10 protein-coding genes are annotated in these 12,238 nt (G+C 68.3%); 9 read left to right on the top strand and 1 reads right to left on the bottom strand.

What is annotated here, in order from left to right; genetic code table 11:
- Positions 1-243: 243 nt before the first annotated feature.
- Positions 244-1,887 (bottom strand): chaperonin GroEL, encoded by a 1,644-nt coding sequence (gene groL, locus KRX55_RS11650; RefSeq protein WP_218407892.1) that lies wholly within the window; start codon positions 1,885-1,887, stop codon positions 244-246.
- A gap of 204 nt (positions 1,888-2,091) precedes the next feature.
- Here groL and KRX55_RS11655 point away from each other — a divergent pair, with 204 nt between their 5' ends.
- The 9 genes from KRX55_RS11655 to KRX55_RS11695 all read left to right on the top strand — a co-directional run bounded on the left by KRX55_RS11655 (position 2,092) and on the right by KRX55_RS11695 (position 12,063).
- Positions 2,092-3,456 carry a dipeptidase gene (locus KRX55_RS11655; RefSeq protein WP_218407893.1) on the top strand — a complete coding sequence of 455 codons (1,365 nt, stop codon included), beginning with the start codon at positions 2,092-2,094 and terminating at the stop codon, positions 3,454-3,456.
- 418 nt (positions 3,457-3,874) lie between these two features.
- Positions 3,875-4,486, top strand: a complete 612-nt coding sequence (locus KRX55_RS11660; protein WP_218407894.1) for an acetyl-CoA acetyltransferase — start codon at positions 3,875-3,877, stop codon at positions 4,484-4,486.
- Positions 4,487-4,883: 397 nt separating this feature from the next.
- Positions 4,884-7,835 carry a Na+/H+ antiporter subunit A gene (locus KRX55_RS11665; RefSeq protein ID WP_218407901.1) on the top strand — a complete coding sequence of 984 codons (2,952 nt, stop codon included), beginning with the start codon at positions 4,884-4,886 and terminating at the stop codon, positions 7,833-7,835.
- Positions 7,832-8,314, top strand: coding sequence for a Na(+)/H(+) antiporter subunit C (locus KRX55_RS11670; protein WP_218407895.1), 483 nt, complete (start codon positions 7,832-7,834; stop codon positions 8,312-8,314). Before KRX55_RS11665 ends, KRX55_RS11670 begins: the two co-directional genes overlap by 4 nt.
- Positions 8,314-10,068, top strand: coding sequence for a Na+/H+ antiporter subunit D (locus tag KRX55_RS11675; protein ID WP_218407896.1), 1,755 nt, complete (start codon positions 8,314-8,316; stop codon positions 10,066-10,068). Before KRX55_RS11670 ends, KRX55_RS11675 begins: the two co-directional genes overlap by 1 nt.
- Positions 10,068-10,580: a Na+/H+ antiporter subunit E gene (locus KRX55_RS11680; RefSeq protein ID WP_218407897.1), complete on the top strand. Its 513-nt coding sequence runs from the start codon at positions 10,068-10,070 to the stop codon at positions 10,578-10,580. Before KRX55_RS11675 ends, KRX55_RS11680 begins: the two co-directional genes overlap by 1 nt.
- Entirely contained in the window at positions 10,580-10,858 is a 279-nt protein-coding gene (locus KRX55_RS11685) for a monovalent cation/H+ antiporter complex subunit F (RefSeq protein WP_218407898.1), read from the top strand. Before KRX55_RS11680 ends, KRX55_RS11685 begins: the two co-directional genes overlap by 1 nt.
- Complete coding sequence (locus KRX55_RS11690) at positions 10,855-11,220, top strand: monovalent cation/H(+) antiporter subunit G (protein WP_218407899.1); 366 nt, start codon at positions 10,855-10,857, stop codon at positions 11,218-11,220. The genes KRX55_RS11685 and KRX55_RS11690 overlap by 4 nt, the downstream gene beginning before the upstream one ends.
- Before the next feature lie 201 nt (positions 11,221-11,421).
- Positions 11,422-12,063 (top strand): CAP domain-containing protein, encoded by a 642-nt coding sequence (locus KRX55_RS11695; RefSeq protein WP_218407900.1) that lies wholly within the window; start codon positions 11,422-11,424, stop codon positions 12,061-12,063.
- Positions 12,064-12,238 lie beyond the last annotated feature (175 nt).

A 12,238-nucleotide genomic window follows, 5' to 3' on the forward strand; every position in this document is an offset into this window, starting at 1 on the left:
ACGCCCGATCCCCCGCGCCAACCCCACCCCCCCCCACCACCAGTCCGCCGTCCCCGCCGCGGGGGGCCCCGCATGTACCGTGCCTCGCCGCACCCGGTCCACCGCCAGCGCCGGGTCCCACACCCCCCCCCCCACCCCCCCACCCCCCGCACCCCCCGCGGCCCGCCCCCCCCCCCCTGGGGGGGCCCGGGCCTCTTCTCAGCCTTCGTCCGGTTGCGGACTCACCGGAGGGGTGTCAGGGGATCAGAATCCGCCCATGCCACCCATTGCGTCGGCGTCGGGCATGCCCTGGCCGGCCGGCTGCGGCTTGTCGGCGACGACGGCCTCGGTGGTGAGGAACAGCGCCGCGATGGAGGCGGCGTTCTGCAGCGCGGAGCGGGTCACCTTGACCGGGTCGTTGATGCCGGCCTCCATGAGGTTGACGTACTCACCGGTGGCGGCGTTCAGGCCTTCGCCCACCTTGAGGGAGGCGACCTTGTCGGCGACGACACCGGGCTCGTGGCCCGCGTTGAAGGCGATCTGCTTCAGCGGGGCCGAGAGCGCGGAGCGGACGATCTTCACGCCGGTGGCCTCATCGCCGGTCAGACCGAGGTCATCGTCGAGCACGTGGGCGGCCTGGATGAGGGCGACGCCACCACCTGCGACGATGCCCTCCTCGACGGCGGCCTTGGCGTTGCGCACGGCGTCCTCGATGCGGTGCTTGCGTTCCTTCAGCTCGACCTCGGTCGCGGCACCGACCTTGATCACGGCGACGCCGCCGGCGAGCTTCGCGAGGCGCTCCTGCAGCTTCTCCCGGTCGTACTCGGAGTCGGAGTTCTCGATCTCGGCGCGGATCTGGTTGACCCGACCCTCAATCTGTGCGCTGTCGCCGGCGCCCTCGACGATGGTGGTCTCGTCCTTGGTGACGACGACCTTGCGGGCGCGGCCCAGCAGCGGGATGTCCGCGCTCTCGAGGGAGAGGCCGACCTCCTCGGAGATGACCTGGCCACCGGTGAGGATGGCCATGTCCTGCAGCTGTGCCTTGCGGCGGTCACCGAAGCCGGGGGCCTTGACGGCGACGGACTTGAAGGTGCCGCGGATCTTGTTGACGACCAGGGTGGACAGGGCCTCGCCCTCGACGTCCTCGGCGATGATCAGCAGCGGCTTGCCGGCCTGCATGACCTTCTCAAGCAGCGGCAGGAGATCCTTGATGTTGCCGATCTTCGCGGAGACCAGAAGGATGTACGGATCCTCGAGGACGGCCTCCTGGCGTTCCATGTCGGTTGCGAAGTAACCGGAGATGTAGCCCTTGTCGAAGCGCATGCCCTCGGTGACGTCGAGCTCGACACCGAAGGTGTTGGACTCCTCGACGGTGATGACGGATTCCTTGTTCAGCTTGCCGCCGCCCACGGCGTACATCGCCTGGGCGATCTTGGCGCCGATGGCGGGATCGGCGGCGGAGATGCCCGCGGTCGCGGCGATCTGCTCCTCGGTCTCGATCTCCTTGGCGGTGGAGAGCAGCTCCTCGGTGACCTTCTTGACGGCCTGCTCGATGCCGCGCTTGATGCCCATCGGGTTGGAGCCGGCGGCGACGTTGCGCAGTCCCTCGCGGACGAGGGCCTGTGCGAGCACGGTGGCGGTGGTGGTGCCGTCACCCGCGACGTCGTCGGTCTTCTTGGCGACCTCCTTGACCAGCTCGGCGCCGATCTTCTCGTACGGATCCTCGAGCTCGATCTCGCGGGCGATGGTCACGCCGTCGTTGGTGATGGTCGGCGCGCCCCAGGACTTCTCCAGGACGACGTTGCGTCCCTTCGGGCCGAGGGTGACCTTGACGGCGTCAGCGAGGGTGTTCAGGCCCTTTTCGAGGCCACGGCGTGCTTCCTCATCAAAAGCGATGATCTTTGCCATGTGTTGTGTGCTCCTTGGGTTTTCATCGGACGACACTCACGTCAAGTATCTGCGGGCGCCCGCGACGGCACGGTCGGTGAGTGTTGGGTCCAACCTCACCCGCAGGTGTACATAAATCCTGGCACTCTCCAGTATCAAGTGCTAGGTCCGTTTCTAGCAGTCGGGACGTGCGAGTGCAAGAACCGGGGCCCTACACTTGGACCCATGACTCCCTCCATCCCCACCACAGCTGAAGTGACCGCCGCGATCGAGGCCCAGCAGGCCCGCATTCTCGCCGACCTGACCGAACTCGTCTCCCACAGTTCCGTGCACGCGGAACCCGGCTGCGAACAGGCCAACGCGGATGCCGCGGCCTGGGTCGTCCGCTCCCTGGAGGAGGTCGGACTCGAGGTGGACACCCACCTCACCACCGACGGATCGACCGCGGTGATCGGCCGCCGCGCCGCCCGTGACGGACGCCCCACGGTACTGCTCTACTCGCACTACGACGTTGTTCCCGCCGGGGACCCGGCCGCCTGGACCTCGGATCCGTTCACGCTCACCGAACGGGACGGCCGCTGGTACGGACGCGGCACCGCGGACTGCAAGGGCAACGTCGTCATGCATCTCGCGGTCCTGCGCGCGCTCGGGGAACTCGGCGACCCCGGCGTCGGCGTCACCGTCGTCATCGAGGGCTCCGAGGAGCGCGGTGGCGAAGGCCTGGACCACCTCATCGAGGAACACCCCGAGTACTTCACCGCGGACGCCATCATCATCGCGGACACCGGAAACGTCGCCGAGGGGGTGCCCACACTCACCACCTCCCTGCGCGGCGGCGCGCAGGTCCGCGTCACGGTGAACACCCTCAGGTCGGCCGTGCACTCCGGCGGATTCGGCGGCCCCGCACCGGACGCCGTCGCCGCGCTGATCCGCATCCTCGACTCACTGCGCGACGAATCGGGACGCGTCTCGATCAGGGGCACCGACAACAACGCCGCCTGGGACGGAATCTCCTATGACGCGGACGCCTTCCGCGCGGACGCTGGAGTCCTCGAGGGAGTGGAGATCATCGGAGACGGAACCGACATCGCCGATCAGCTGTGGGCACGCCCCGCCGTCACGGTGACGGGATTCACCTCCACGCCGGTATCCGAGGCCGTCAACGCGATCCCGGCGACGGCGACCGCACAGCTCAATCTGCGGACGCCCTACGGCGCCTCCGGCACAGCGACGGCCGAGGCTCTGCGCGACCACCTGATCGACGCCGCCCCCTGGGGAGTGCAGGTCGAGGTCGACATCCGGGAGGTCAACGAGCCCTTCGCCACAGACACCTCAGGCCCGGCCGCGCAGGCGTTGGCGGGCGCACTGTCGAAGGCCTTCGGGAACAGGGAGACGGCGTACTGCGGCTCCGGCGGCTCCATCCCGCTGACCACCGCCCTGCAGCGGGCGGTGCCGGGCGCCGAGATCGCCCTGTTCGGCGTGGAGGAGCCCCTGTGCACCATCCACTCGGCCGACGAGTCCGTCTCCCCGGAGGAACTGAAGCGCTGCGCGGTCGCGGAGACACTGTTCCTGCTCAGCTACACGCTCTAGCCCCGGAATCCACCACCCCGTGCGTTCCACCCAGTGGGACGTGCGGGGTGACGTCTTCCCGGAACCACGCCTCCACCAGCAGAATGTGGAGACTGCGCCCGCCAACGGGCACACCCCGACGGCACCCCCACCTCCCCACTTTCGGGAACATTTCTTGACCCGGATGTGGGAAACCCCTAATCTCGACGTTGTGACGCACATCATTCGACTTACGCGAGTAGCAGAGGCTACGTACCCCGGTGAAGGATAGGGACTGACCCCTTCACCCGGGGCAGTAGTCGTTATCCTCCCAGTCGCTTGACAAGCGTCGGTCCATTTCCACAGACCAGACAGATCCGTCACACCACCACAGGCCCTCCCCGGACACCCCGGAAGGTACGAGGCCCGTGCCGGATCAGGATCTTCCAGAGGACCGACGATGCACACGACGAACACCACCACCGACACCCGTACCGGCAACCGGGAACAGTCGATCCACACGCTGCACACCCAGCACCAACCGCACTCCTCCCCCGCCCAGATGAGCCGCCCGGCACCCTTCAGCCTGCGTGATCCACTGCGTGAATGCACGGATGACCCCTTCCGCGCCAGGTTCGGACAGAACCTCCCGGCCGGACTGCGCGAGGAAGCCGCGGGCATGGACTGGCGCACCTTCACCGAGACCTACTGCCCCACCCCGGATCTGCGGATCGACAACCTCTCGCACACCTCGCTCCGCGACGACCGACGACAGTTCAGCGCCACCCTGACGTCCTCCCGCCCGGGCCGGGGCGGCGTCACGCACTCGTCCCGCGAGATCACCGCGATGGGAGCGGTTTCGGCGTGCACCAACCTGCTCGCCGACGCCGGACGACGGGTCGAGATCCTGACCTTCCGGCAGCGGGACATCTTCAACGGAACCGCCGTCTTCCTCGAGGCCTGCCACAACAACAGCAGGTGCTGGGTCCTGGGCTTCGGTGGAACCCCGGAGGCCGCCATCGCCACCGCGATGAGCCGCGCCGCCCACCGCCTCCACCGCGGGGGGAACTGAGGCCACCAAGAGCGTCGACGCAAGGGAAACCACCGGTGACCGGGCGACGATCGACCACACCACCCACCGCGGCACGAACTCTCGGACGCCGGGTGGCATCCCGTCACCGGCCCCGACGCTCATGCCCCTCCCGAACCGGACGGCTCCGGGGGCCGCGTCGATCAGGAGGACACCTTCGTCCGTGGACCCGCGGAACGGGCCACCGACAACGCCGGACTGACGTTGAACCGGGTCCTGCGGTCCGGAAAATCGGCGGCCTCGCGTTCCCGACCGTTCTTCGGTCCACCGGAGCACGACCTCGGCGGGTGATGAGGCAGGAGACGGGGAGCCTGCCGGGTAGACTGACGACCTGACCCGATCATCCCCGCCCAGCCCGGAGAAGTCACAGACCATGGACGTGCTCATCGTGTTGGCCGCTCTCGCCGCGGCGACCGTCACCGCTCCGGTGCTGATCACGAAACTCGGGCGCCCGGCCTTCGGGGTCCTAGCCCTCGTCCCCGCGGCGTCGTTCGCCTGGACCGCCCGGGGCTGGCTCGAGGGCGACTTCGCACCCGGGACGGAGCCACACACCGTCCACCTCCCGTGGATGTCCGCCGCACACCTGGACATCACGCTGCGCATGGATTCCCTCGCGGCGCTCTTCGCCCTGATCATCCTCGGTATCGGCGCCCTCATCCTCTGCTACTGCTGGGGCTACTTCGACTCCAACCCGAAACGCCTGTCCGTCTTCGGGGCGAAGATGGTCGCTTTCACGACGGTTATGTACGGGCTGGTCACCGCGGACAATCTCCTGCTGCTGTATGTCTTCTGGGAGCTCACCTCGGTCCTGTCGTTCCTGCTCGTCGGCTACTACGGCGAACGTGCGTCATCACGGCGGGCCGCGGGCCAGGCGCTGATGGTCACGACACTCGGTGGTCTCGCGATGCTCGTGGGCATCATTCTGCTGGGCACGACATCGGGGATCTGGGACCTGTCCGCGCTCATCGGGGCCGGTCCCCCGGTCGCGTCGACGGCCACGAGCGCCGCCGTGGTGCTCATCCTCGCCGGTGCCCTGTCCAAATCGGCCATCGCCCCGATGCACTTCTGGCTGCCGGGCGCGATGGCCGCGCCGACACCGGTGTCGGCCTATCTCCACTCGGCCGCGATGGTGAAGGCCGGCATCTACCTCGTGGCACGTCTGTCCCCGGAGTTGAACCAGATCGGATCCTGGCATCTCGTGGTCATCCCGTCCGGACTGCTGACGATGCTGATGGCCGGATGGATGGCCCTGCGCCAGGTCGACCTCAAGCTCATTCTGGCGTACGGCACGGTCAGTCAGCTGGGCTTCATCATCGCCGTGGTCGGCATCGGTTCGCCGGGTGCGCTCCTCGCGGGGCTCGCCCTGACGGTGTCCCACGCCCTGTTCAAGGCGACGTTGTTCATGATCGTCGGAGCCATCGACCGGACCACGGGAACCCGGGACATCCGGGAGTTGTCCGGGCTGGGACGGGACCGGCCGGCGCTGGTCGTCCTCGCCGCAGCCGCGGCCGCGTCGATGGCGGGAGTGCCGGGCACCGTCGGCTTCGTGGCCAAGGAGGCCACCGTGACCACGCTTCTCGAAGAGGAGCTGCTCACGGGCATGCCGGGCAACCTCCTGCTGACCGGGGTGGTGGTGGGGAGCATGCTCACGGTGGCCTACTCGCTGTACTTTCTCTACGGCGCCTTCGCCACGAAGGCGCCCGGACACGCTACCGGCGGCGGGACGTCCACGGCGGTGTCGGGCGCCGACGCGATCATCGCACCACTGTGGATCCCGCCCGCCCTCCTCGCCATGGCGGGCATCGTGCTGGGGCTCACCCCGGAGCCACTGGACGCCGTGCTCAACAGTTACGCAGGCGCATCGATACACCTCACACTGTGGCACGGATGGACGCTCCCCCTGCTCATCAGCGCGATCATCCTCGGCTGCGGGATGCTGCTCCACTGGCAGCGGAAGACCGTCAGCCGACTGCACTTCAGCCGCCCCGCGCTGGGTAACGCGAACCTGGCCTATGACACGGTCCTCGACACGCTGCGGAGGATCTCCCTCCGGATCACCGCCACCACGCAACGCGGCTCCCTGCCCGTCAACGAGGCAGTCATCCTCGTCACCCTGGTGGCCCTTCCGCTGACGATGCTCGTCACCGGAGCCCGGACCGACATCCGGATGGAGCTGTGGGACTCCCCCGTGCAGGGCCTGGTGGTCGTGATCATCGTGATCGCCGCGATCGCCGCGACCGTGATGGACAACCGGCTGTCCGCGCTGATCCTCGTGGGGATGACGGGCTACGGGGTGGCGGTCATCTTCGCGCTCCACGGTGCACCCGACCTGGCGCTGACCCAGCTACTCGTGGAGACCGTCTCGGTGGTTGTTTTCGTGCTCGTTCTGCGGAAACTGCCCGCCAGCACGGACGGTCGCGGGCCGGAGTCGGATCACACGCGGCTGCGGGCCTGGCTAGCGGTCGCGGTGGGGCTGACGGTGTCGGTCCTGGGCGCCTTCGCGATGAACGCCCGGAGCACCCTGCCGGTGTCCATCCACATCCCGGACCTGGCCTCCCGCATCGGGCACGGATCCAACGCGGTCAACGTCCTGCTGGTCGACATCCGGGCGTGGGACACCTTCGGCGAGATCTCCGTGCTGGTCGTCGTCGCAACCGGGGTCGCCTCCCTGGTCTACCGCACGCGCAGCTTCTCCAGGGTGTCCCGCCGCCCGACACTGCGCACGGAGTCACCGAGCTGGCTGGCCGCACCGAACGAGGACGCCAAGGCCCGGAACCGATCCTTCATGATGGAGGTGGCCACCCGCATCCTCTTCCCCTCGATGATCACGCTGTCTCTCTACTTCTTCTTCGCCGGCCACAACGCCCCGGGCGGCGGCTTCGCGGGGGGGCTGGTCGCGGCCCTCGCATTCATGCTCCGGTATCTCGCCGGCGGACGCGAGGAACTCGAGGAGGCCCTGCCCGTCGACGCGTCGCGTGTGCTCGGTACCGGCCTGATCCTGTCCTCCGGGGCGGTGATCGCCCCGATGGTCCTCGGTTGGCCACCGTTGTCCTCCGCCAACACCGACATCGAGCTTCCGCTCATCGGTACGGTGCACGTCGTCTCCCCGGTGATCTTCGATGCCGGTGTCTATCTCATAGTGATCGGCCTCGTGCTCCACATCCTCCGTTCCCTGGGCGCCCAGCTCGACATCGACGAGGAGCAGCGCCGACGGCGCGCCAGGGAACGGGCCCGCCGCCTCGCCCGCCGCAGGTCGGCACCGCAGTCCGGGGAGTCCACCGACGGCACCACCGACCGCGTCCCCACCACCGGAAGGAAGAGCAGATCATGATCGCGAACCTCTTTCTGCTCATCGCCTGCGGTGTCCTGATCTCCTGCGGGGTGTACCTGCTGCTGGAGCGGGCGATGACCAAGATGCTGCTCGGTCTGATCCTGCTGGGCAACGGGGCCAACCTGCTCATGCTCACCGCCGGCGGAGGCGCAGGTGCCCCGCCGATCGCGGGCCGGGACTCGACGCTGTCCGGCACTGACACCGACCCACTGGCGCAGGGGATGATCCTCACCGCGATCGTCATCTCAATGGCGATGACCGCGTTCATCCTCGCTCTCGCGTTCCGCCAGTACCGCTACCGGACCGCCGACCTCATCGGCGACGACACCGAGGACACCGCGATCGCGCACCGGCCGGACACCGCGTCCGCGGCACCGGATCACGACGCCTCCGCGGACCCGGAGACCGGTCGTGCGACCGGACAGGGCGACGATTTCGGCCCCGACAGTTTCGAGCGTCCCGTCAAGGAGGACAAGTGATGAACCTCCCCGATGCCTCGACCACCGCATCCGTCGTCCCCTATCTCATTCCTCTGCCGGTCGTCCTCCCGGCGGTCGCCGCCGCGGTCTGTCTCCTCGCGGGCCGCCATCCGCGGGTCCAACGAGCCGTGACCGCCACGGCGCTGACCGTCCTGATCGTTCTGTGCACGACGCTCGTCGCCCTCGTCGATCGCGCCGGGATCCAGACCCTGCAGGTGGGCGGTTGGGATGCTCCGGTGGGTATCACTCTCGTCGCCGACCGGCTGTCCGCACTGCTGCTCGCGGTGTCCTCCCTGGTGTTGTTCTCCGTTCTCCGGTACGCCATCGGACAGGGTGTCCGCGACGGAACCGACGATGAGCCGGTCGGTGTGTTCCTGCCGGCCTACCTGCTGCTCACCATGGGCGTGAACATGGCCTTCCTCGCCGGAGACATGTTCAACCTCTACGTCGGGTTCGAGGTGCTGCTGGTCGCCAGTTACGTCCTGCTCACCATCGGCGCGTCCCCCGCCCGCGTCCGCGCGGGCGTGAGCTACGTGATGGTCTCCATGCTCTCCTCGTTCGTGTTCCTCATCGCCCTCGCGCTGATCTACGCCGCGGTGGGGACGATGAATATGGCACAGATCTCCGTCCGGATGGAGGCGGTCCCGGAGGGGACCAGGGCCGCGATCTTCGCGGTCCTGCTCGTCGCCTTCGGCATCAAGGCCGCGGTCTTTCCGCTGTACTCCTGGCTACCGGATTCGTATCCGACCGCACCGGCCCTGGTGACGGCCGTGTTCGCCGGCCTGCTGACCAAGGTCGGCGTCTACTCCATCATCCGGGTGCGCTCGGTGGTGTTCACCGACGGTCGCCTCGACGGGGTGCTGATGTGGGCGGCGCTGTTGACGATGCTGGTTGGGATCCTCGGCGCGATGGCCCAGAACGACATCAAGCGGCTTCTGTCGTTCACCCTGGTGAGCCACATCGGGTACATGATCATGGGGGTGTCCCTGGGGACCGCCAACGGGCTCTCGGGGGCGATCTTCTACACCGTGCACCACATCCTCGTGCAGACGGCGCTCTTCCTCGTCGTCGGTCTGATCGAGCGTCAGGCCGGGTCCTCGTCTCTCCGCAGGTTGGGTTCGCTGGCCTACATGTCACCGCTGCTCGCTGCGCTGTACCTCATCCCCGCCCTCAACCTCGGTGGAATCCCGCCGTTCTCGGGGTTCCTGGGGAAGATCATCCTCGTCGAGGCCGCCGCCGGGCACGGTGGGCGGATGGCCTGGCTCATGGTGGCCGGTGCCGTGGTCACCTCCCTCCTGACCCTCTACACGATGACCATCGTGTGGTCGAAGGCCTTCTGGCGGGACCGCTCGGACGCCCCGGACGGAGCGACGGCCCTCGCCGCCACCGGTCCCCTCGCCGGCGCTCGGCGGGAGATCGACCTGACCGAGCGTGCCGACGTCGGCAGGATGCCCTTCGGAATGGTGGCGCCGACCGTCCTGCTGGTCGCCGCGTCACTCGCCGTCAGTGTGCTCGCCGGCCCCATCTCGGCGGTCACGGGCCGCTCGGCGGAGTCCGCCCAGGACATCGCCGTCTACCGCCGTGCGGTGCTCGGCCCCGGATACCTCAACCCCGGGCGGACCATGATCCCCGGCCAGTCCGGTCCCGTAGCCACCGATGACAGGTACCGGGTGAGGGACGGGATCGAGGAACGCCGCAGTCCCGGGGATGCCGCGGCGGTGGAGACGACCACGCCGACGCGGGGTGATCGCTGATGTTCGCCGGAATCCGTCGCCGTTTCCGCCCCCAGTCCGTCCTCTGGCTCACGTTCATGTGGGCGCTGCTGTGGGGAGAGTTCTCGGCGGCGAACCTCGTGGCCGGGCTGGGGGTCGCCCTCACCGTGACGCTGCTTCTCCCCCTACCGTCGATCCCCGGCTCGGGTTCGGGTGTCCGTTTCGGGGCGCTGCTGCGCCTCTGCGGGAGATTCGCTGTGGATCTGGTCGCCAGCTCGGTGAAAGTGGCGACCATTGCGCTGCGGCCTGCGCCGGTACCCCCGGGCGCGATCGTCGTCGTGCCGATGCGGGTTCAGGAGGACCTGGTGTTCTCCTTCGCGGTGACCCTGCTCAACCTCCAGCCCGGAGGTACCGTGACCGACCTCGACATAGCGGACCGGAAACTCACCATGCACCTGATCGACGGCTCCTCGACGAAGGCGATCGACCGGGAGATCGCCAGGGTCGGGGAACTCGAACGCCGGCTCATCCGCATCTTCGAAAGGAACGGCTGATGGACCCGTCGGTCTACAACACCCTGCTCCTCGTACCGGCGTCCCTGCTCGCGGTGGCATTCGTCGTGACCGGTTGGCGGATGCTCGTCGGCCCGAACTCCCTCGACCGGGTGCTGAGCCTCGATGCGGTGGTCGCGATGATCCAGTGCGCGCTCGCCGTGTACATCTGCCGGACACTCGACACCACGGTGACCAATGCGATGATCGTGGTGGCACTGCTGGGGTTCATCTCCACGGTCGCGATAACCCGCTTCCGGAAACGGGACGGTGCCCAGTGACCGGATTCATCCTCGACACGATCTCACTCATCCTCCTCTTCCTGGGTTCGATCCTGGCGCTGTCCGCCGCGGTGGGGCTCGCCCGCTTCAGGGACACGATGACGAGACTCCACGCGGTGACGAAACCACAGACACTCGGTCTGATCCTCGCCGTCAGTGGGGCGATTCTACGGGTCCTCGGGGCGAGCGAACTGGATGCGGAGGCCGCCGGTGATCTGGGTGTCCTCATCCTCATCATCGCCTTCACCCTCATCACGGCACCGGTGATCGGGCAGCGGGTCGGGCGACTCGCGCGGAAAGAGGGACTGTACGAAGCCTCCGCCCTCTCCCGGGACGACACCGGGACACAGGACCGGAACTAGGCCGGGGAGCATCCCTCCCCCCGCCGGTCATCCGTTGTTTCGTCACCCAACGCAACAGCTTCGCAATTGATATGATCGGGTCATCCCCTCCGCTACCGGAACGTCGTTCCCCCGATGGGGCAAACCGTCAGACGGGGGCGACGGAGGGGCGGCCGACCGTGTGGCCCCGGATCCCGACAACACCCGAGGAGCATCGTGGACATGAACAGAAAACTCATCTCGACCGCCGCAGCGACCGCACTTAGCGCGACACTTCTGGCTGCACCCGTCGCCGCAGCTGGCCCGGAGAAGGACATCGCCGATTTCGTCGCCCAGGCGATGGGCCGCAACGGGACCCCCGGTTCCTTCTCGGGCCCCCGGCCCGGCCCCATGCCGCAGCCCAACCCGACACCGACCCCCACGCCGACGCCCGATCCCCAGCCGACCCCGGATCCGACACCGACCCCGACGCCGGATCCGGGCACCCAGGAGCTCCTCGAGAAGCGTAGCGGCGAGATAGTCGACGCCATCAATGCCGAACGCAGCAACCGTGGCCTGGACAAGCTCACCGTCAACGGGGACGTCACCGCGCTGGCGAAGAGCATCTCGGACGCCGCAGCCGCCTCGAACAGTCTGACCGTCGACCCGAAGTTCATCAAGGCCGGTCACGGATACTCCCTGGCCGCGTACCCCGGGCTGGACAACCCCCGGTTCGCCGCGGACATCGTCAAACTGTGGATGGACAACGAGGGACAGCGCTCCATACTCATGAAGCCCAGCATCAGCGAGATCGGTGTCGCCGTTTCCCGGAATGACGCGTCGAACTACGAGAACTTCATCTCCGTGGTGGTCCGCTGGACCTAGACCCCCGGTCGCGACGGGAGGGGTGGGCCCCCCGGAGGGTGGGGGGGGGGGCCCCCCCGCGGGGGGGCGCGGGGGGGGGCGGCGCCCGGCCGGGGCGGGGGGGGGGGCCCGGGGGGAGGGCGGGCGCCGACCCCGCGGGGGCGGACGCCGGGGGTTGCAGGGCGGCACCGCCGCG

This window comes from Corynebacterium sp. TAE3-ERU16, from assembly GCF_019209935.1.
Classification (GTDB): domain Bacteria; phylum Actinomycetota; class Actinomycetes; order Mycobacteriales; family Mycobacteriaceae; genus Corynebacterium; species Corynebacterium antarcticum.

What these genes read in the sequence shown, in the direction of transcription:
- KRX55_RS11680 (WP_218407897.1), top strand. Translation starts at nt 10,068, where the DNA reads ATGTTCGCCGGAATCCGTCGCCGTTTCCGCCCCCAGTCCGTCCTCTGG.
- KRX55_RS11695 (WP_218407900.1), top strand. Translation starts at nt 11,422, where the DNA reads ATGAACAGAAAACTCATCTCGACCGCCGCAGCGACCGCACTTAGCGCG.
- KRX55_RS11675 (WP_218407896.1), top strand. Translation starts at nt 8,314, where the DNA reads ATGAACCTCCCCGATGCCTCGACCACCGCATCCGTCGTCCCCTATCTC.
- KRX55_RS11655 (WP_218407893.1), top strand. Translation starts at nt 2,092, where the DNA reads ATGACTCCCTCCATCCCCACCACAGCTGAAGTGACCGCCGCGATCGAG.
- KRX55_RS11685 (WP_218407898.1), top strand. Translation starts at nt 10,580, where the DNA reads ATGGACCCGTCGGTCTACAACACCCTGCTCCTCGTACCGGCGTCCCTG.
- KRX55_RS11670 (WP_218407895.1), top strand. Translation starts at nt 7,832, where the DNA reads ATGATCGCGAACCTCTTTCTGCTCATCGCCTGCGGTGTCCTGATCTCC.
- KRX55_RS11660 (WP_218407894.1), top strand. Translation starts at nt 3,875, where the DNA reads ATGCACACGACGAACACCACCACCGACACCCGTACCGGCAACCGGGAA.
- groL (WP_218407892.1), bottom strand. Translation starts at nt 1,887, where the DNA reads ATGGCAAAGATCATCGCTTTTGATGAGGAAGCACGCCGTGGCCTCGAA.